This window comes from Streptomyces sp. NPDC001407 (assembly GCF_042895325.1).
In the GTDB taxonomy this organism is placed as follows: domain Bacteria; phylum Actinomycetota; class Actinomycetes; order Streptomycetales; family Streptomycetaceae; genus Streptomyces.
Window position 1 is genome coordinate 84,972 of sequence record NZ_JBIAWF010000022.1, and the last position, 20,184, is coordinate 105,155.

At 72.5% G+C, this 20,184-nt stretch carries 12 protein-coding genes; 6 read left to right on the forward strand and 6 right to left on the reverse strand.

Annotation, left to right across the window (positions count from 1 at the left end):
* Window positions 1-82: 82 nt before the first annotated feature.
* Window positions 83-1,552, reverse strand: coding sequence for a CehA/McbA family metallohydrolase (locus ACFY1P_RS26645; protein ID WP_361529958.1), 1,470 nt, complete (start codon window positions 1,550-1,552; stop codon window positions 83-85).
* A 267-nt stretch (window positions 1,553-1,819) separates the two neighbouring features.
* On the opposite strand from ACFY1P_RS26645, the gene ACFY1P_RS26650 reads away from it, so the two are divergent.
* From ACFY1P_RS26650 to ACFY1P_RS26665, 4 genes are all read left to right on the forward strand, one after another.
* Window positions 1,820-2,677: an LLM class F420-dependent oxidoreductase gene (locus ACFY1P_RS26650; protein WP_390752063.1), complete on the forward strand. Its 858-nt coding sequence runs from the start codon at window positions 1,820-1,822 to the stop codon at window positions 2,675-2,677.
* 670 nt (window positions 2,678-3,347) lie between these two features.
* Entirely contained in the window at window positions 3,348-5,942 is a 2,595-nt protein-coding gene (locus tag ACFY1P_RS26655) for a bifunctional FO biosynthesis protein CofGH (RefSeq protein WP_390752064.1), read from the forward strand.
* 82 nt (window positions 5,943-6,024) lie between these two features.
* Complete coding sequence (locus tag ACFY1P_RS26660; RefSeq protein WP_390752065.1) at window positions 6,025-7,083, forward strand: hypothetical protein; 1,059 nt, start codon at window positions 6,025-6,027, stop codon at window positions 7,081-7,083.
* A 93-nt stretch (window positions 7,084-7,176) separates the two neighbouring features.
* On the forward strand, window positions 7,177-8,298 hold the full coding sequence (locus ACFY1P_RS26665; protein ID WP_361531992.1) for an ADP-ribosylglycohydrolase family protein: 1,122 nt from the start codon (window positions 7,177-7,179) through the stop codon (window positions 8,296-8,298).
* A gap of 539 nt (window positions 8,299-8,837) precedes the next feature.
* Here the strand turns inward: ACFY1P_RS26665 and ACFY1P_RS26670 are convergent.
* From ACFY1P_RS26670 to ACFY1P_RS26680, 3 genes are all read right to left on the reverse strand, one after another.
* Window positions 8,838-9,032: a DUF397 domain-containing protein gene (locus ACFY1P_RS26670; protein ID WP_361531989.1), complete on the reverse strand. Its 195-nt coding sequence runs from the start codon at window positions 9,030-9,032 to the stop codon at window positions 8,838-8,840.
* 201 nt (window positions 9,033-9,233) lie between these two features.
* Window positions 9,234-10,094 carry a helix-turn-helix transcriptional regulator gene (locus ACFY1P_RS26675; protein ID WP_361532001.1) on the reverse strand — a complete coding sequence of 287 codons (861 nt, stop codon included), beginning with the start codon at window positions 10,092-10,094 and terminating at the stop codon, window positions 9,234-9,236.
* A 408-nt stretch (window positions 10,095-10,502) separates the two neighbouring features.
* On the reverse strand, window positions 10,503-11,279 hold the full coding sequence (locus tag ACFY1P_RS26680; protein WP_361531986.1) for a GPP34 family phosphoprotein: 777 nt from the start codon (window positions 11,277-11,279) through the stop codon (window positions 10,503-10,505).
* A gap of 280 nt (window positions 11,280-11,559) precedes the next feature.
* Between ACFY1P_RS26680 and ACFY1P_RS26685 the strand changes: the two genes are divergently transcribed.
* Window positions 11,560-14,100 (forward strand): serine hydrolase, encoded by a 2,541-nt coding sequence (locus ACFY1P_RS26685; protein WP_390752066.1) that lies wholly within the window; start codon window positions 11,560-11,562, stop codon window positions 14,098-14,100.
* A gap of 203 nt (window positions 14,101-14,303) precedes the next feature.
* The gene (locus tag ACFY1P_RS26690; protein ID WP_361531980.1) at window positions 14,304-16,166 is read left to right on the forward strand and encodes an MFS transporter; all 1,863 of its coding nucleotides are present in this window, start codon (window positions 14,304-14,306) and stop codon (window positions 16,164-16,166) included.
* A 276-nt stretch (window positions 16,167-16,442) separates the two neighbouring features.
* Here the strand turns inward: ACFY1P_RS26690 and ACFY1P_RS26695 are convergent, their stop codons facing one another.
* Window positions 16,443-18,710 (reverse strand): ABC transporter substrate-binding protein, encoded by a 2,268-nt coding sequence (locus ACFY1P_RS26695; protein WP_390752067.1) that lies wholly within the window; start codon window positions 18,708-18,710, stop codon window positions 16,443-16,445.
* Window positions 18,707-20,182, reverse strand: a complete 1,476-nt coding sequence (locus ACFY1P_RS26700) for a VWA domain-containing protein (protein ID WP_390752068.1) — start codon at window positions 20,180-20,182, stop codon at window positions 18,707-18,709. The genes ACFY1P_RS26695 and ACFY1P_RS26700 overlap by 4 nt, the downstream gene beginning before the upstream one ends.
* Between the last annotated feature and the right edge of the window lie 2 nt (window positions 20,183-20,184).

A 20,184-nucleotide genomic window follows, 5' to 3' on the forward strand; every position in this document is an offset into this window, starting at 1 on the left:
GCCGGGCGGCTCGGCCCATCTTCGGGGGGTCACGGTGCTCCGGGCCGGGCAACGCCCCGTAAGGGTCCCCCTCCTAGCCGCATCACTCGCGTCCCAGGAAGACGGGGTTCGTCATCGCCGCCATGTCGCCCGACGCGTGCCGGACCTCCGCCCGTACGTACGCCGCGTACGCCGGTGTCGTCCGCCATTCGACGCGGCCGTCCGCCGGGACGGGCGCCGTGAAGAGCTGGCCCTGGTCCGTCACGAAGCGCGCGGTGCAGCCCGGCACGCCCGCCACCTCCAGCCGCACCGTGACCTGCGAGGCGGCGTCCACCCGCAGCCGTTCGCCGATGCCCGCGTGCGCGCCCCGGTCGCCCGTCGCCGTGAACGACAGCTTCACCGCCGAGGATTCCGCGATCCAGCTGCGGCCGGAACGGATGGCCTCCAGGAGCGCGGGGCGGGAGAGGTCGTCGGCGAGGACGACCGTCTGGGGCAGGCCCACGACCTGCGGCTCGCGGTGGGCGTCGCTGTTGCCCATGGCGGGCAGCCACGGTCTTCCCTCGCGTACGGAGGCGACGAGCGTGTTGTCCCACTCGGCGATCGCGATCTCGTCGTCCGAGGTGAACGGGCCGTTCCAGACCTCCACCGCGTCGGCGTCGGCGAAGCCGAACTTCCAGCCGCAGCCGACGCAGGTCGCGTGCGGATGCGCGGGGACGACCAGGCCGCCCGCGCGGTGGATGACGCGCGCGAAGCGGGCGAAGGCGTGGTCGCGGGCGCGGTAGCGCCAGTCGACGAAGACGCCGGGGTCGGTGGCGAGGGCGACCACGTGACCGTTGCGGGTGGTGACCTCCTCGCCGGTGAGGATCAGCAGGTCGTCACCCCACAGCCCCTCCCACGCGCCGTGCGCGGACGTCGTGTTGTGCTCGGTCGTCGTGATCCAGTCGAGCCCGGCGGCGCGTGCGGCGGCGGCGATCTCGGCCGGGGTGCGCAGGCCGTCGGAGTGGACGCTGTGCAGGTGGTTGTCACCGCGGTACCACGCCCGCCCCCGCCCCTTCGCCCGCTGCGGCGGGTGGACGGGGGCCGGCGTACGGCCCGCCGGACCGTAGCGGAGGGTCACCGTCACCTCGTACGCCAGGCCCTGCGGCGCGACGGTGTAGGGGCCCAGGACCACATGCCAGGTGCCCGCCCGCACCGGACCCGCCAGATAGCCGGGCGTCGCCCGCTCGGCGCTGATCGCGAACTCCGTGCGCGCCCCGCCCGACCAGCCCCGGAAGCCGCGCCCGCCCAGCTCCGTGCCGCGCTCGTCGAAGACGCCGATGTCACAGGCGTTGCCTTGCGTGCCGGGCGGGACGGCCGGCCGGTCGTAGGTGTACGACACGGCCAGTTCCCGCACACCGCGCGGCACCTCCACGGGGAGATAGACGAAGTCCGGCGCACCGGCCGGCAGCCGCCCGGTGACCTTGCGGGACTCCTCACCGCCGCTCCGCGCGTCGGCATGGGCGAACGTCACGCCTTCGAGCGTAAGCGCGCCCGCGGCGCCCGCGGTGATCCTCAGCAGTTCACGTCGGTGCATCTGTGCCTCCGGCTGGAAGGGAGGGCCGCCAGGGACACCGTTGTACGCCCGGGTGGCGCGCGGGGGAACGGGTGCGGGCGGGTGGATTGCGGCCCGCGTACGGTCCCGGGAGGGCCGTACGGGGAAGGCGGGATTACGACAGTCGCATGGCACGGCCGCCCGGTCGGCTCCGCCGGCGCCCGGTTGGGCATACGGTGACCACAGCCGGAACCCGGGGGTGACCCACGTCACCCCGCGCCAGCCACAGCCACGACGGAGGTGCCCCGGATGCGGATTGCCACCACGGTCTTTCTCACCGACGAGACGATCAGCCCCGTCCGGCTCGCGCGCGAGCTGGAGCAGCGCGGCTTCGACGGGCTCTACCTCCCCGAGCACACGCACATCCCGGTCAGCCGTGACACCCCGGCGCCGATGGGCGGACCGCTGCCGCGCGAGTACGGCCGCGCGCTCGACCCGATCGTGGCGCTCGGCCAGGCGGCGGCGGTCACCGAACGGATCACGCTCGGCACGGGCGTGGCGCTCGTCGCCCAGCACGACCCGGTCCACCTCGCGAAGCAGGCCGCCACGCTCGACCACGTCAGCGGCGGCCGGTTCACCCTCGGCATCGGCTTCGGCTGGAACAAGGAGGAGGCCGCCGACCACGGCGTGCCCTGGGCGCGGCGGCGCGAGCTCGTCCGCGACCGGATGGCGCTGATGCGCGCGCTGTGGACGGACGAACCCACTTCCTACGACGGCGAGTTCGGCTCCGTGCGCGCGAGCTGGGCGCACCCCAAGCCGGTGCGGCCGCCGCGCGCCCGGAAGAACGGCGAGCCGCTGGTCGGGCCGCGGATCCTGCTCGGCGGCGCGGCCGGCCCGAAGCTCTTCGCCCACATCGCGGAGTACGCGGACGGCTGGCTGCCTGTGGGTGGGAGCGGGCTGCGGGACGCGATCCCGCAGCTCCGGGAGGCGTGGGCTTCGGCGGGGCGTCCTGGTGAGCCGGAGGTTGTGCCGTATGCGGTGCGGCCTTCTGCGGGGAAGCTCGCTCATTTCGCGGAGTTGGGGTTGCGGGAGGTTGTGGTGGGGTTGCCGTCGGCGGGGGAGGGGGAGGTGCTTCGGGCGCTGGATGCGCATGCGGATTTCTTGTGACCTGTGGGGGCGTTTTCCGCTGGGTGCGGGGGCGGTTTTTGGGTGCGGGTCCGATGTCTTGTGCGGGTTGTGTGCGCCTGCGGCGGGTGGCCTCAATCGCTGGCCGGGCTGGGTTGTGGTGGGTGCCGGGGGTGGGGCCTCCGGGCTGAGGACCTGGAACGCGGTGCGGGCACCCTTGGACGTATTGATTGCTGTGACGACGCACCGCGTTCCAGAACCCCACCCTCCGACCCCACCCCCTCCCGCCGGAGAGCGAGATCAGGTTGTGGGGGCGCCATGCTTTTGCTTTCAGCCGTCCGGCGTTTGAGGACGCGCCCGAAGGGCGCTCCCGCCGCTGGGGGCACCTCTGGGGGCACCCCCGGACGGAGTCTGGGGGAGGTAGCTGGGGGAGGCAACGGACCCGCACGTCGGGGTCTGGGGCAGCGCCCCAGTTTCGGGAAGGGGCGGGGTGGGGAACAAGCCCGCCGCAGGCGGCCACCGACCCGGAGGCGGGGTTCCGGGGCGCGTAGCCCCCACGCGGCGGAGCCGCATATCAGACGCAGCTGGGAAGGGGCGGGGTGGGGAACAAGCCCGCCGCAGGCGGCCACCGACCCGCAGGCAAAGGCGCCGCCGCGTGGGTTACTGACGGTGCCCCAGAACCGCCCGCGACCCCGTCGCATAGGCTCGGACAATGACTTCCCGTGCGCACGAAGACTCGCAGGCAGGACCGACCGCGAACGCGATGCGCCGCGCGCTCAGGCGCGCACGTGACGGCGTGGCGCTGGACGTCGGCGAGGCGGCCGTGCTGCTGCAAGCGAGAGGCGCGGACCTCGACGACCTGTGCGCGTCGGCGGCGAGGGTGCGCGACGCCGGGCTGGAAGCCGCCGGGCGCCCGGGCGTCATCACGTACTCCAAGAGCGTGTTCATCCCGCTCACCCGCCTGTGTCGGGACAAATGCCACTACTGCACCTTCGCCACCGTGCCGGGCAAGCTGCGCCGCGCGGGGCACGGGATGTTCATGTCGCCCGACGAGGTGCTGGCCATCGCCCGCCGGGGCGCCGAGCTCGGCTGCAAGGAAGCGCTGATCACCCTGGGCGACAAGCCCGAGGACCGCTGGCCGGAAGCCCGTGAGTGGCTGGAGGCCGAGGGGTACGACGACACCATCGCGTACGTCCGCGCCATGGCGATCCGCATCCTGGAGGAGACCGGGCTGCTGCCCCACCTCAACCCGGGCGTCATGACCTGGACGGACTTCCAGCGGCTCAAGCCGGTGTCCCCCTCGATGGGGATGATGCTGGAGACCACGGCCGAGCGGCTGTGGAGCGAGCCCGGCGGTCCGCACTACGGCTCGCCCGACAAGGAGCCGGCCGTGCGCCTGCGCGCCCTGGAGGACGCGGGCCGCAGCTCCGTGCCGTTCACCAGCGGGCTGCTGCTGGGGATCGGGGAGACGCCCGAGGAGCGTGCGGAGTCGCTGTTCGCGCTGCGCCGCGTCTCCCGCGCCTACCACGGCATCCAGGAACTCATCATGCAGAACTTCCGCGCCAAGCCGGACACGGCGATGCGCGGCATGCCGGACGCGGAGCTCGACGACCTGGTGGCCACCGTCGCCGTCGCCCGGCACATCATGGGCCCGTCCGCCTGCCTCCAGGCGCCGCCCAACCTCGTGGACGACGAGTACGCGCGGCTCATCGGCGCGGGCATCGACGACTGGGGCGGCGTCTCGCCGATCACCCCCGACCACGTCAACCCCGAGCGCCCCTGGCCGCAGATCGAGGAGCTGGCCGAGCGCTCGGCCGCCGCGGGCTTCCGGCTGAAGGAACGTCTCGCCGTCTACCCCGAGTTCGTCCAGCGCGGCGAGCCCTGGCTGGACCCCCGGCTGCTGCCGCACGTCCGCGCCCTCGCCGACCCGGCGACGGGCCTGGCCCGCGAGGACGCCGTGGTGGAGGGCCACCCCTGGCAGGAGCCGGAGGACGTCTTCGTCGCCGCGGGCCGTACGGACCTGCACCGCGCCGTCGACACCGAGGGCCGCACCGGCGACCGGCGCGAGGACTTCGACGAGGTGTACGGCGACTGGGAGGCGCTGCGCGAGGCCGCCGCCCCCGGCATGGTGCCGTCCCGCATCGACGGCGACGTGCGTGCCGCCCTGTCGCAGGCCGCCGACGACCCCACGAAGCTCACGGACTCCGAGGCGCTCGCCCTGCTGCACGCCGACGGCCCCGCGCTCGACGCGCTGTGCCGCATCGCGGATGACCTGCGCCGGGCGACGGTGGGTGACGACGTCACGTACATCGTCACGCGCAACATCAACTTCACCAACGTCTGCTACACCGGCTGCCGTTTCTGCGCGTTCGCCCAGCGCCGTACGGACGCCGACGCCTACACCCTGTCCCTGTCGCAGGTCGCCGACCGGGCCCAGCAGGCGTGGGACGTGGGCGCGGTCGAGGTGTGCATGCAGGGCGGCATCCACCCGGACCTGCCGGGCACGGCCTACTTCGACATCGCGCGCGCGGTGAAGGAGCGCGTCCCCGGCATGCACGTGCACGCCTTCTCGCCGATGGAGGTCGTCAACGGCGCGACACGCACCGGCATGTCCGTCCGCGAGTGGCTGACCGCCGCCAAGGAGGCCGGGCTCGACACCATCCCCGGCACGGCCGCCGAGATCCTCGACGACGAGGTCCGCTGGGTCCTCACCAAGGGCAAGCTGCCCACCGCGACGTGGATCGACGTCGTGAAGACCGCGCACGAGGTGGGCATCCGGTCGTCCTCCACGATGATGTACGGACACGTGGACCAGCCCCGCCACTGGCTCGGCCACTTCCGGACGCTCGCGCGCATCCAGCAGGAGACGGGCGGCTTCACGGAGTTCGTGACCCTGCCCTTCATCCACACCAACGCCCCCGTCTACCTCGCGGGCATCGCCCGCCCCGGCCCGACCATGCGGGACAACCGGGCGGTCACGGCGATGGCCCGGGTGCTGCTGCACCCGCACATCACCAACATCCAGACGAGCTGGGTCAAACTGGGCGCGGACGGGGCGGCGGAGATGCTGCGCTCCGGGGCGAACGACCTGGGCGGCACGCTGATGGAGGAGACCATCTCCCGGATGGCGGGCTCTTCTTACGGTTCGTACCGCTCTGTCCAGGACCTCGTCGCCATAGCGGAGTCGGCGGGCCGCCCGGCACGCGCGCGTACGACGCTCTACGGCGAGGTGCCGCCGGAAAGGCTGGCGGCCGCGGAGAGGTCGGACGGACATCTGCCGGAATTGCTGCCGGTCCTGGAGGATTAGGGACACGGTTCCCCGCGAACGTTGCTGATCTGTTGATTTGCCTCGACAGATCAGCAACAGTGCGCTGCATAGAGTGGCGCGCATGTCTTGGCCTCAGAATTCACAGCAGCCTCACAATCCTCAGCAGCACCCGGAGGCCACGGCCGTCGACCAGCCCGCCGTGCCGCCGCCCGGCGGCGGGTTGCACGCCCAGCCGACCGTCTTCGCACAGCCGGCCGTGACCCCGCCGCCCCCGCCGCCGGGCATGCAGCCGCCGCCTCCGCCGCCCGGCATGCAGCAGCCCCCGTACGGCATGCAGCCGCTCCCGCAGGCGCCCGCTCCCGCGCCGCAGCGCAACGGCAACAAGACCCTGCTCGCCGTCGTCGGCGGCGTCGTGGCGCTGGCCGTCATCGGCGGTGGCGCGTTCTTCCTGCTGAAGGACGACAAGAAGAGCGACGAGGCCAAGAAGGACGACAAGGACCAGAGCGTCATCGCTCCGGACCCGGGCGCCAAGAAGGGCGACAAGCCCGCGGGTGACAACAGCCCGGCGCCCACCGGCGCGCAGCCGATGGTCGCCGGCTGGCAGACGCAGACCGCCAGGGAGTACCGCTTCCGCTACGACGTGCCGGGCAAGGACGCCAAGTGGAACCTCCTGCCGCAGGACACGATGAACTCGTACGTCGACGAGTCCGGCAAGCCGGAGATCACGATGCGCGACGTCGCCCACTTCCGTGAGGGCGGCTGCGCCTCCAGCGCCAACCCCAAGGCGCTCGGCGAGGCGGGCAAGGGCCAGCTCGCCACGGTCGGCACCATGGGAGGCGACCCCTCGCTGAGCATCCAGGAGAACGCCCGGAACTGGGCGGGCAACTGGGGCTTCTTCGCCTACGGCGGCAAGACGAACAAGCCGAAGATCGAGGTGTCCGAGGCCAAGCCCTGGAAGCACAACGGCATCGACGGCTGGACGGCGACCGCCAAGGTGACCGTGACCAACCGCCCGAGCACGTGCGTTCCGGCCACCGCGATCTCCAAGAGCATCGTGGAGAAGCTGCCGGACGGGAAGTTCCACAGCTGGGTCATCTACGCAGACCAGGGCGTGCCCGACGCGCTGCCGGAGGCCGAGATCGACAAGATCATGGCCACGGTCCGGCCGGTCAAGGGCTGAAGGCCCCCTTGAGGGGCTCGATTACAGTGCTGTAGCCGTGTCGGACGGCGACAGAGATGACGACGCGACCGAGCGACGCCAGGAGGCCAGGACGTGACCACGACCGCCGGCGCGACCCCCGCGCTGTGGAGCCGGGCAGAACAGCAGGACTTCCGCGCCCGGGTGCGCGGCTGCCTGCTCGGCGGGGCGATCGGTGACGCGCTCGGCGCGGGGATCGAGTTCGACTCCCTCGACGCGATCCGCGCCGCCCACGGACCGGAGGGCGTCACCGACTACGTGCCCGCGTACGGGCGGCGTGGCGCCGTCACCGACGACACCCAGATGACGCTCTTCACCGTGGACGGGCTGATACGGGCCCACGTGCGGCGGGACACGGGTGCCTGGCACCCGCCCACCGACGTGCACCGCGCCCACCTCCGCTGGGCCGCCACCCAGCGTGCCTGGGGTCCCGACGAGCGCGAGCCGGACGCCGGCTGGCTGGCGCGCGAGGAGTGGCTGTACGCGCGGCGGGCACCCGGCAACGCCTGTCTGTCCGGCCTCGCCGACACCACGATGGGCACCTTGGCGGCGCCGAAGAACCCCGGCTCCAAGGGGTGCGGGGCGGTGATGCGCTCCGCACCCTTCGGGCTGCTGGTGGGCTGGGAGCCGGAACTCGTCTTCCAGCTCGCCGCCGAGTGCGCCGTGCAGACGCACGGCCACCCGTCGGGATATCTGGCCTCTGGCGCCTTCGCCGTCATCGTGCACGGCGCGGCGCGCGGCGACGGCCTGGACGGCGCGGTCCAGCGGGCACTGGCCATCCTGGCGACCCACCCCGGCCACGAGGAGACCAGCGGCGCCCTCCAGCAGGCACTCGGCGCGGTACGCCAGGGCATGCCGTCACCGGAACGGGTCGCCTCCCTGGGCGAGGGCTGGGTGGCGGAGGAGGCGCTGGCCATGGGCGTCTACTGCGCGCTGGTGGCGGAAGACGTCCGCCACGGCCTGCTGCTCGCGGTCAACCACGGCGGGGATTCGGACTCGACGGGCTCTCTGTGCGGCAATCTGCTCGGTGCGTTGCATGGGGAGACGGCGTTGCCTGCGGGGTGGGTGGCGGAGCTTGAGGGGCGGGCGACGATCCTTGAGCTGGCGGATGATTTTGCGATGGAGTTGACGCAGGGGGCGAGCTTGCACGGTCCTGCGGTGTCGAAGTCGGCTTGGCTGACGCGGTATCCGAGGTAGGGGGTTGGCCTGCGGGCCGGTGGGCGCCTTCGGCGGGCTTGTTCCCCAGCCCCGCCCCTTCCCGCACTGGGGCGAGTGCCCCAGGCCCCCGGCTGCGGGTGGGTGGGCGCCTGCGGCGCTTTCTTCCCCTACCCCGCCCCTTCCCGAAACTGGGGCTTCGCCCCAGACCCCCAACCGCGCTCCGCGCGGTGTCCTCAAACTCCCCCAGCTACCTCCCCCAGACTCCGTCCGGGGGTGCCCCCAGAGGTGCCCCCAACGGGCTGGATGGTGCGGACTACGGTCCCTGCAATCCAGCCCGTGGGGGCACCTCCCAGCGGTAGCTGGGGGAGTTTGAGGACTAGCGCCGCAGGCGCTGCGCGTCAGCCGACGGACCCGCACATCGGGGTCTGGGGCAGCGCCCCAGTTCGGGAAGGGGCGGGGCTGGGGAACAAGCCCGCCGCAGGCGCCACCAACAGGAGCCCGGAAACGGCCGAGCCCTCTCAGCCGCCAGGATGAGAGGGCTCCGCACGGGACTGCCAAAAGAAGGATCGGCCGATGGATCAGACCGCGTCGGTGACGGTCGCCACGAACGCGGACCACGCGTCCGGGCTGAAGCTCAGCGCCGCGCGCTCCGGCTCCTTGGAGTCGCGAACCGCGATGGTCCGGGGGAGGGGGGAGGCGACCTCCACGCAGTCGCCGTTGGCCAGCGAGTACGAAGACTTACGCCACGTGGTGTTTCCCTGCTGGATCGCCATGATTGCTCCCATGCCTTGGGTGAGTCGCTGTCGATATCGCCTGGGTGGCAGGCCCGTTGCCGAGCCGGATTTCCCCGACGCCACCGACGGTACGCGCCAACATCAGCTGACGAATGGCCCATTCACTCGACCGGATGGCATATCCCGGAAGCCTCTTCCCTGAAACAGGATGTGCGGTGTACCGTGCGGCCCTTTCGCGTCTCAGCCGGCCGCCCACTCCTCGCCGACCCGGTCGATGAACTGCCGTGAGTGTTCGGCATTGAGTGCCTGCATACGCAAATGCTCATACATCACGCTGTAGGTCTGGACATCATTCGGCTTCTCCAGATACAGGTCGCTGGTGATGCCCTCCAGATAGACGGTGCTGGCGTCCTGCGGGTCATTGAATTCGAGGATGCAGAACTTGCCGTACATCCCCGGGTGCGCGCCCACGTCGTACGGCAGCACCTGCACGGTGATGTGCGGCTCCATGCTGAACTCGACCAGTTTGCGCATCTGTTCCTGCATGATGGCGCGGCTGCCCACGATCCGGCGCAGCGCGGACTCGTCGATGACGGCCCACAGGCGCAGCGGGTTGTCGGGGTCGGTGATGCGCTCCTGCCGTCGCATGCGGACCTGCACGCGGCGCTCGATGTCGGCCGCCGTGGCCTCCGGCCAGGAGCCTTCCGTCACCGCGCTCGCGTAGTTGGGGGTCTGCAACAGGCCCGGGACCAGCGAAGCCTCGTACACCCGCAGCGAGGCGGCGTCGGTCTCCAGGCCGATGTAGACGCTGTAGGGGATGTCGCCGAAGGCGTGCCACCAGCCTTGCTGGCGCGACTCCTTCGCCATCTGCATCAGCGAATCGACGATGCGGTGGTCCTCGACCCCGTACACCCCGCACAGGTCGCGGACGTCACGCTGGCTGATGCTCCGTCGGCCGTTCTCCAGCCTGCTGATCTTCGACTGCGAGACAAGTAGCCGCTCGGCCACTTCCTCGGCTGTCATGCCCTTGAGTTCGCGGAGCTTGCGCAGCTCCTGCCCCAAGCGGCGTCGCCTAACGGTGGGATTGACACTGGACGCCACGGGACGCACCTCCGGCTCCGTCATGCTCTGTCTCCTGACCTCGCAGCCTGCCACCACTGGCCGGGGCGGCGCTGGAAAATGGCCTACACAGGGTCCACCGGCGGTGACCCGCGGCAAGGGCCGTGACGTGCGGCGGCGCGGTGAGACGGCAGATGCGCGCGCGGGGCGGCGGACCGTGCCGCCGTCCCGGGCGACAGGCCCACCACCCCGCGCGGTTCCGCGGCTCCCGAACCGGGCCGGAGGACTGCGGTGCGGTCGGTGGAGCTGAGGGTGTGTCAGAAATGTGCCGAAGCTCGTACTGCGGGTCGTGCCGAGGGTGTTGCCGGGGCCGCCGGCGGTGCCGGCCGCGGCATCGCCGCGATGCCGGACTGCCTGGCGGCTTGTCGGTTCACCGGCTGGGGGACCGGATCAGGAAGCACCCGCGCGGGCCATCACGCCCGCCCCGTGCGCCACCTGCTGAGCGGAGGCCCCGGAGGGCTCCACCGCGGCCCGGACGGACGTCGTGCGGCGCCCGGAGCCATTGCTGCCGCCGGCCGCGGCCGGCTGTCGCCGCGGCTGGGCCGCGACGCCGTTCTGCACGTCCATGACGGCGTGGGCCACGAGCCCGCCCATCGGGTCGTGCCTGATCAGATCCCGGAGCCGGGAGCGGGACGACCGCCCTTCGTTTCCGGGATAGAGGTGCTTGCCCAGACCCACCGCGTGGGCCAGCGCGGCCAGCGCCGCGGTCCGCGGGTCCGGCGGGACGCCGGTGCGGATCGCGCTGTCCAGCCGGGCCCTGATCTCCCGGCTGATGGCCGTGTCCGTGGCCTGATAGCGGGTCGTCGGCAGTACCCCGCACATCTGGCCCGCCACGGCATGCACCATGCCGCACCGCTCCAGGTGCGTGAGATACGTCTGACGCAGCCCCAGCCGGGGCCCGCCGATCCAGTGGACGGCGCGGACCGGGCTGCCGCGACGGCGCAGCAGCTCCAGTGCGGAGTCCAGGGTCGGATCTCCTGTCGGCCGTGGCATCACCACGGCGATACGATCCCCGTCTGGGGCTATCCGTCCGGCCAGAGCCAGCTCGACGAGCTGCGCCCCGGCGAGACCGAGGTCGAGCGACTGCGGCTGCGCCGTGGTACCCGTGGCCGGGTCCAAGGCGAGCAGCAGAAGCTCCTCCGGAATTGTTCTGCGGCTCCTGCCCATCCATGCCTCCCCGCGTGGATGAGTGACAGGGTGACCCCTCTCACATTGGTCTGTCGAGAGTGCGTGGTGGCTTCGGGTGGGAACCGGTAGGTATGTCGTCTCGTCTAGCACGTCGGTGAGGCCAGTCGAAGCCCTTTGACGGTGCGGTTGCGCGGTGGCGAGGTGGCGACGAAGGACACTGGTAAGCGTTGTGAACGTCCGGGGCGGGGCAGTTGCGCCCCGTGACGGCCGTGTATGGCGTGTATGGCGTGTTATGGCGTGGGAATTCGAGGAGGCATCGGTGGCGGGCGAGTCCCCCGACAAGTCGGAGCAGCGGAAGTCGTCGGGGGAGACGACTGGCGGCGAGCGCGACCCGCGGCTGGGGGTTTTCCGGGAATCGGAAACCCCCGCCGCGTCCGAGGCGCGGCCTTCGAAGTCCGCGGAAACCCCCGAGCGCGCGGATTCCGACGAAAAGCCGCCCGTTTCGCCGGGTGAGGACGCGGGCAAGGCGGCCGTGCGCGGCGGCGACGCGCGCCTGAAGGCCGCCGTCGCGGCATGGGTGGCCGACGCGGCCGCCGACGGCGCGGACGAGGCGGACGGCGCCGCCGGTGCGGCCGACGCCGCGGACGGCGACAAGAAGCCCGAGCCCGCCGCGGACCGCGCCACCGCCGTCTTCGGCACGCTGCGCCCGAAGGCGAAGGGCGACGAGGCGAAGGACGGCGCCGAGAAGGCTGAAGGCGCCGAGAAGTCCGGCGGCGACAAGCCGGCGAATGGTTCCGGCAAGCCTGCCGCCGACCGCGCCACGGCCGTGTTCGGCGCCGTGCGCCCGAAGCCCGACGCCGAGAAGTCCGACGCAGAAAAGTCCGACGCCGAAAAGTCCGGCAAGGCGAAGTCCGACGACGGCAAGCCCGCCGCCGACCGCGCCACCGCCGTCTTCGGCACCCTGCGCCCCAAGGCCGACACGGACAAGCCCAACGGCGACAAGCCGAGCGCAGACAAGGCCGGCACCGGCAAGTCCGCCGAAGCTTCCGGCAAGGGCTCCGGCGACGGCGCCCAGAAGCCCTCCTGGGTCCGGGTGACCGACGGCGCGGCGAAGAAGTCCGAGGACGGTGCGGAGAAGCCCGCCGCCGACCAGCCCACCGCCGTCTTCGGCGCGGTCAAGGCCCCCGCCGAGCCCGCCTCCGACGATCAGCCGACCGCGCTCATCAAGGCTCCCGAAGCGCCCGCGAAGGCTGCCCCCGCGAAGACCCCCGCCAAGGCCGGCTCCGACGACCAGCCCACCGCGCTGATCAAGGCGCCGAAGGCGCCCAAGGCACCTGACGCGCCCGCCAGGCGCGAGGCCGAGTCGGACTCCGAGCGCACCAGCCAGTTCGTGCCGCTGAAGTCCCTCGACGGCGCGCCCGCGAAGTCCGGCGAGAAGCCGGCCATACCCGTCACGGTCACACCGCCCGCCGCCCCGCCGAAGGACAGGCCGAAGGCGGCGGCGAAGCCCCAGGAGCCGGTGCCGCCGAAGCCCGCGGCGGACGAGGCGCCCGCACAGCCCGCCGCGCCGCTGGACCTCCTCGCGCAGCTGACCAACACGCCGCCGCCCCCGCCGACCCCGGTCCGCAGCACGCTGCGCCGGGTGAAGATCTACACGCCGATCGTGGCGCTGCTGGCGATCATCTTCTGCGTGGTGCAGGCGTTCCGCCCGCTGCCGGACCCGACGCTGACGACGGCCTCCGCGAAGGCCACGTACACCTTCCAGGGCCCGAAGTTCGCCATGCCGTGGCCCGACCAGGGCCAGGCCGCGGCCAAGGTCGCGGGCGTCGGCAGCCTGGGCACGTACGGCGACGAGACGCCCACGCCGACCGCGAGCGTCGCCAAGGTGATGACCGCGTACGTGATCCTCAAGGGCCACCCGCTCAAGAAGGGCGACAAGGGTCCCGACATCACGGTCGACGCGCAGGCGGAGCAGGACTCGCACGCCAAGGACGAGTCGCTGGTGACCCTGAAGCAGGGCGAGAAGGTCTCGGAGTACGACCTGCTCCAGATGCTGCTCATCCCCTCCGGCAACAACGCGGCCCGTCTGCTGGCCCGCTGGGACGCCCAGTCCAAGGAGGCGTTCGTCGCGAAGATGAACGACGCCGCGAAGTCGCTGGGCATGACCCACACGACCTACACCGACCCCAGCGGCCTGGACGAGACGACCAAGAGCACGGCCGTCGACCAGCTGAAGCTGGCCGAGGAGGTCATGAAGGACGACGTCTTCCGGGAGATCGTGGGCAAGCCCAACACCAACGTCGCCGGTGGTCAGCACCTGAACAACAACAACGACGAGCTGCTGATCAAGCCGGGCGGCCTCGGCATCAAGACGGGCTCCTCCACCCCGGCGGGCGGCACGCTGATGTGGGCCGCCAAGCGGACCATCAACGGCAAGGAGAACCTGATCCTCGGCGTCACGATGGCCCAGCACTTCAAGGGCGGTCCCGACGTCAACGCCGAGATGAGCCTGAAGCTGGTCAAGAGGGTCAGCTACAAGATGATCGAGGACGTGCAGAACGCGCTGACCTCGGCGAAGCTCGTCAGCAAGGGCGACGTCGTCGGCTACGTCGACGACGGTCTGGGCGGGAAGACGCCGGTCGTCGCCACCCGGGACCTCACCGGTGTCGGCTGGCCCGGCATGACCGCGAAGCTCGTCGTCGGCAAGGGCGGCAAGCCCGTGCCGCACAGCGCGAAGGCGGGCACCGAGGTCGGCGAGCTGACCGTGGGCAGCGGCCCGGGCGCGATGAAGGTGCCGGTGGCCCTCCAGAAGGACCTGGCGGAGCCCGGCTTCGGGGCGAAGCTGACCCGCCTGGGCTGAGCCGCCCGGCAGACCGGACACAAGGCTCCTGGTCCGTACGAGTGCGTACGGACCAGGAGCCGTTTCTCGGTGAAGGGCGGATCTGCCCGGCGTGCTAGCGTCGCGAGGGTTTGAGTACGGCCGGAAGGCCGTGCCGCTACCCGTGGCAACCGGGACAGCGTGAAGATGGGGGACAGACCTCGGGGGAGACGGGGAGAGCAGCAGTGACCACCGTGGGGCCGACGCGCGCCGGGAAACCGGAGGAGCCGTCCGGCAAGAAGGACACCCCCTCCCGGATACGGGTACCCGACCACCCGCCGCAGGGCGGCGGGAGCGTGCGGGAGCGCCTGCTGCACGCCGCCCGCACCCTCGCCGGGCGTCCGGTGCTCGCCACGCTCCTCGTGGCCGCGCTGCTGCACATCCTGTGGATCCTGGTCTTCGCCAACAGCGGCGGGGACCTGGCCGCCCAGGACGCCTGGGCGGAGTTCGCGCTCCAGCACCCGTCCTCGGCGTACAACCTCTCCTGGTACGGCGGGATGCACCCCGTCTCGTACAGCGCGATCTCGCCGTATCTGATGGCCCAGCTCGGCGTCCGGCCGACCATGATGATCGCGGGCACGGTGTCCGCCGGGCTGATCGCCCTCCTGCTGGTGCGCAGCCGCGCCGTGCGGCGCCCCCTGTGGCCCGCGCTCTACGGCGCGCTCGCGCTGACCTGCAACGCGATCTCCGGGCGGGTGACGTTCGGGCTCGGCACGATGTTCGGGCTGGCGGCCGTGGCCGCCATCTTCGCGTGGCCCGTGCGCTGGCGCACCGAGGGCAGGTACAAGTGGGGGCGGGCCGCGCTCGCCGGGGCGGCCGCCGCGCTGGCCACCGCGGGCAGCCCGGTCGCCGGTCTCTTCGTGGGCATAGTGGCGGCCGCGCTGTGGCTCGGCAAGCGCCGTCCGGCCGCGTACGCGCTGGGGCTGCCGCCGGTCGCGGTGGTCGCCCTGTCCGCCTGGCTGTTCCCCTTCTCCGGCCAGCAGCCGATGTTCTTCCCCTCGGCGATCCTGCCGCTGCTCAGCGGGATCTTCGGGGTGGTCTTCGTCCCCAAGCAGTGGCGCACGGTGCGGACCGTCTCCGCGCTCTACGTCCTCGGCGTGCTGCTGGTCTGGCTGATCCCGTCGCAGATCGGCACGAACATCTCCCGGCTCGGCATGGTCTTCGGGGGGATCGTGCTCGTCGCCGTCCTCACGGAGCGCAAGATTCCGCCGCGCGCGGAGCTGCTGCGCTCGGCCCGGAACTGGACCGCGCTCGTCCTCGCCCTGCTCACCTGCACGATCTGGCAGGCCACCAGCGCGATCGGCGACATCATGCACACCACGCCCGCCGCCTCCTGGGCGCGGGAACTCGCGCCGCTGGTCGACCGGCTGCACAAGCTGGACGCCGACCGCGGGCGCGTCGAGGTCGTCCCCGCCCGCAGCCACCGCGAGGCGTCGGCCCTCGCGCCGTACGTCAACCTGGCCCGCGGCTGGAACCGGCAGGCGGACCGCGAGCGCAACCCGCTCTTCTACGAGCCCGACCTGCTCAACCCCTCCAGCTACCGCGCCTGGCTCGACCGCTGGGCCGTGCACTACGTCGTGCTGCCCACCGACGAGCCGGACGACGCGGCCAAGGCGGAGGCCAAGCTCGTCGTCAAGGGCCAGCCGTATCTGCGGCAGGTGTGGTCCGACGACAACTGGCGGGTCTACGAGGTCGACGCGCCGACCCCGCTCGCCGACCCGCCGGCCGTCGTGGACCGCGTCGAGGCCAACGAGGTCACGATCACCGTGAAGTCCGCGGGCCAGGTGCTCATCCGGATCCCCTACTCCCCGTGGCTGAGCGTCGTCGACAAGGACGGCAAGGCCGTCCAGCCGCCCAGGCCGGGCCCGCACGGGGAGCCGGCGGTCAATGTGAACGGGTGCCTGATGAAGCAGGTGCAGGAGCCGCGGGCGGGGGAGCCTGAGGACGACTGGACGATGCTTTACGCTCCGCGGGCCGGCACGTATCGGATCGCCTCGCCTTACAAGCTGCCGCGGGGGACGGGCTGCCCGGAGAATCTGGCACGTTGACCGCCTGCGGCGGGCTGCTTTTTTCCCCACCCCGCCCCTTCCCGAAACTGGGGGCTGCGCCCCCAGACCCCCGAAGCACGCTTCGCGCGCTGTCCTCAAACTCCCCCAGCTACCTCCCCCAGACTCCGTCCGGGGGTGCCCCCAGAGGTGCCCCCAACGGGCTGGTTTTCAGCCCGTCCGGCGTTTGAGGACACCCGGCGAAGCCGGGTGGGGGTCCGGGGTCTCCCCGGTTTCGGGAAGGGGCGGGGCTGGGGAAAAAGCCGCCCGCAGGGCCCCCTACGTACCCCCGCAGACATGCCCCCCACGCGGCGGGATCCCCCCGCGCACCGTCTCCAAGTCCCGCAGCACAGCCGAAAGCTTCGACTCCCCCGGCGCGCTCAGATAGTCGAGCACGCCGTGCTGGAAAGCGAACCGCATCCGCGGCGGCATGGAGTCGGACGCGTCCAGGCACAGCGCGCCCGCCCCCCGCAGCTCCCGGTCGATGTGGGCGTTCAGTTGCTCGTCGGGCGGGATGGGTGCCGAGGGGCGTCCCTTGGTGAAGGGGAAGAAGGGCCGGAAGGGGTTCCCGGGGCGGTCCTTGTCCGGTTCGGACCAGACGCGCTCTGCCTCGTCGGTGGTCAGGAAGCGCAGGAGCTCCCGCGCGGCGGGGCTGTCGTGGAAGAGCGCCGCGTAGTCCGCGGAGACCTCGCGTGCGGTGGAGTTCGGGTCCGCGCCGGGCAGCAGCCGCGGACTGGGGACGAAGTCGGGGTGCCGGTCCTTGGGGTAGCCGCTGCGGATGAAGGTGCCCTGGTGCTCCAGCGCGCACGCGCCGGGCCCGGTGGAGTGGAAGAGCCCCTGGGTGTAGTCCCCGGCGAGCGCCGTCCGCGCCGGGCCCGTGGAGAAGACGGATCCGAAGGTCCGCCAGGCCCTGGCCATCACGTCGGCGTCCCACTTCAGCTCGCCGTTCGCCAGCTGCTCGTAGACCTTCGTGCCGCTCTGCTGGAGGAGGATGTCCTCGATCCAGTCGGTGCCCGGCCAGCCGGACGTGTCGTCGCCGCCCATGCCCGCGCACCAGTGGGCGCCGTCGGCGGCGAGGGCGGTGAGGTCCCGGGGCGGGGCGGCGGCGTCGTACCACGCGATGCTCTTCAGGTCGGCCTTGACCGGTACGGCGTAGACCCGGCCGCCCGCCCGGGACGTCCACTGCGGGCCGTACGCGTCCAGCGTGTTCTTCGGCAGGACGCCGTCGAGGGGCGTGAGCGCGTTCCGCGCGGCGTAGTCGGCGGCCTCGCCGCGGCTGGGCAGGATGGCGATGTCGGGCGGGTCGCCCGTGCGCTCGCGGGAGAGCAGCAGCTCGCGCTGGGCGGTGGTGCCCTGATAGCTGACGCTGATGCCGCGGTGGGTGCGCCCGAAGGCCCGCAGGACCTTCTCGAAGCGCTGCTGCTCCAGTCCGGTCCAGGAGGCGAGCACCGTCACCCGGCCCGGGTGCTCGCCCTGCCGGTCGCCGTAAGCCATGGCGCCGATCGCCACCAGCCAGAAGGCGAGCAGGGCCGCGGTGACCGGCTGTCCGCGGTCCCGCGTGCCCAGCACCACGCTCATCGGGTGCTCGGCGGGCCGGGCCCCGACCGGGTGCCGGAAGCGGTATTCGTCGATGCGCGGCTGGAGCCCGACGATGACCAGCGCGGCGATCAGCACGGCCGCGAGCCCCACGCAGCTTGTGAACGACGCTCTCCACTGCGTGCTCCGCAAGGCGCCGTTGACCCAGTGCAGGGTCTCCGCGCGGATCCCGCCGTGCGTGCGGTCGTGCTCGATGTGCGCGGCCGCCGCGTGCAGCCTGCCCTGGATCTGGACGGCGAAGAGGGCGAGCGTCAGCGCGAGCGCGGCCAGCAGCGCCGTGGCCGCCGCCAGGGCCGGGTTCACGCGGCGGCGGAACCGGCGGCGCAGCGTGCGCTGGGTGTCGGCCAGCAGCCAGACAAGCCCCGCGCACAGGACGAGGGCCACGGCCCAGGCGAGCGTCAGCAGCCAGCCGAACGAGACCTGTTGGTCCAGCGTCCCGCGCTGGTCGAGCTGGACCTCTTCGAGGCGGTCGATGATGCCGCTGCGGGGGCGCGTCAGCGTGGAGTGGGCGGCGGCCACGTACGCGTCGCGCAGCACGGGGTCGCCGCCGCTGCGGACGGCCTGTTCGATGAGATAGCCGTAGGAGGAGACGAGGCCGGAGGCCGTGCGCAGGGTCTGCCGGCCGTCGACGCCCGCGACGGTGTTGATGGTGGCCTTCTCCAGCGCCTGGCTGGCGGCGTCGAGCTGGGCCCGGTACTCCTCGCCGGCCCCTTCGACCGGCCCGGTCGGCCCGGTCAGTGCGGCCTCCGCGGCGGCGAACGACGCCTTCAGCGAGGTCTCGGCGGCCGCGACCTCCACGACGGCCGGGGTCGTCCGGCCGTTCACCGCCGGGGAGTTGCGGCTGACGCCGTAGTACGCGGTGAGCAGGGCCGCGCAGGTGACGAGGGTGCCGACGAGAAGGGCGGCCAGGCGCCGTATGAGGTACGGGCGGGTGCCGGAGGTGCCGCTCATGCCGTCGGGCCGGCGGGCGGTGGGGCGAAGCGGTGCCCGCACTCGGTGCAGACGTTGGCCCCGGCCGCCGAACGGCGGGAACAGCGCGGGCACACCAGGTCCGGGGCCTCCCGCGGTGGCGGCGCCGGCTGGGCCTCCTCGGTCCACAGGGTGCTGTGATCGGCCGTCACCCAGGCCGCGTTGAGGTCACCGGTCGACAGGCCGGGCCGCACCCGGACCTCCCCGCGGGCCGCGTCGGTGACCGTCACCAGGCGTTGCAGTCTGCGCAGCGTCTTCTCGTCGCGCAGCTCGTGCGCCAGGCGCACCGCCCGCCCCCACGCGGCCTCCGCCGCGTCCGGCTCGCCGCGTTCGTACGCCTCGCACCCGGCGACCACGGACCGGCCCAGCTCCGCGTGCCCGTCGTAGTGGGCGACGCGCGGGTGGATACGGGTCGACAGGGCGCGGTCGTCGGTCCACACGACCTTCAGCTGACAGGGGTCCGGCAGGGCGACGGGCGCCTGTGCCGCGTCGGTGCCGGCCGCCACCAACGTGACCAGGGCGAGCTGGAGTTCCTCGCCCGGCGGGTCCCCGTCCGGGTCGGCCGTGACGCACAGGTGGAAGTCGCGGGACTCGTCGCCCCACGCCCCGGTCGGGAACTCCCACGTGCGGCTGTCCGTGCGCACGCCCTCGGCCGTCAGGTCGAGCTCGGTGGGGAAGACCTGCTTGACGAAGCGGAGTTCGCTGCCGTCGCGAAGGCTGACCCGGATCCGTACGTCCGGCAGGGCCTTGGCCATGGCGCTGGTCATCATCGTGCGGAACTCCGCCTCCAGGTCGGAGTCGTGCTCGACCGCGTCGGCCACCCCGTGCAGCCGGGCGGCGATCTCGCGGAGCTCCGTGGCCGCCCACGCCTCGCCGATGCCCCGCGCGTCGCACCGGAACCGGCCCGCGCACGCGGACAGGACGCGCTCCAGCTCGCCCGGCCGGTCGTGTTCGTTGCGGCCGTCGGTCAGCAGCAGGGCGTGCCGGATCGGGGCGTCCTCGGCGGCGAGCAGGCCGTGCGCGCAGTCCAGCCAGCTGGCGATCGCGGTGCCGCCCGCAGCCACCAGACCGGCCGCCACATGCGCGGCGTCGGCCCGCGAGTCGGGTCCGGCGACCGCCATCCGCCCGGGCCCCGGATAGACGACGCGGGCCTGCGCGGTGCCCTCGACGAGCGCGAACCGGGTGCCGTCGCGCAGCACGTCGACCGCCGCGGCCGCCGCCCGCCGGGCCGCCGCGATCTTCGTGCTCGGCGAGTTCATCGACCCCGAGCAGTCGATGACGATGACCTCGGCGGACTCGGCCCGCCGGGCCAGCGGACGCATGCCCCCGGCCTCGACGGTGAGGATCGCGTGCGCCGGCACGGTGCCGGAGCCGGCCGGCAGATACCAGTTCTGGCCCATCAGCGCGCTCAGCGCGGGCCTGCCCGCACCGGCGGCGCCGTTCGCTCGGTTCATCG

Bases quoted from the DNA above. Each gene is read 5' to 3' on its own strand.
- ACFY1P_RS26695 (WP_390752067.1), bottom strand. From the start codon at position 18,710: ATGAGCGGCACCTCCGGCACCCGCCCGTACCTCATACGGCGCCTGGCC.
- ACFY1P_RS26660 (WP_390752065.1), top strand. From the start codon at position 6,025: ATGTCTTGGCCTCAGAATTCACAGCAGCCTCACAATCCTCAGCAGCAC.
- ACFY1P_RS26700 (WP_390752068.1), bottom strand. From the start codon at position 20,182: ATGAACCGAGCGAACGGCGCCGCCGGTGCGGGCAGGCCCGCGCTGAGC.
- ACFY1P_RS26680 (WP_361531986.1), bottom strand. From the start codon at position 11,279: ATGGGCAGGAGCCGCAGAACAATTCCGGAGGAGCTTCTGCTGCTCGCC.
- ACFY1P_RS26655 (WP_390752064.1), top strand. From the start codon at position 3,348: ATGACTTCCCGTGCGCACGAAGACTCGCAGGCAGGACCGACCGCGAAC.
- ACFY1P_RS26645 (WP_361529958.1), bottom strand. From the start codon at position 1,552: ATGCACCGACGTGAACTGCTGAGGATCACCGCGGGCGCCGCGGGCGCG.
- ACFY1P_RS26650 (WP_390752063.1), top strand. From the start codon at position 1,820: ATGCGGATTGCCACCACGGTCTTTCTCACCGACGAGACGATCAGCCCC.
- ACFY1P_RS26670 (WP_361531989.1), bottom strand. From the start codon at position 9,032: ATGGCGATCCAGCAGGGAAACACCACGTGGCGTAAGTCTTCGTACTCG.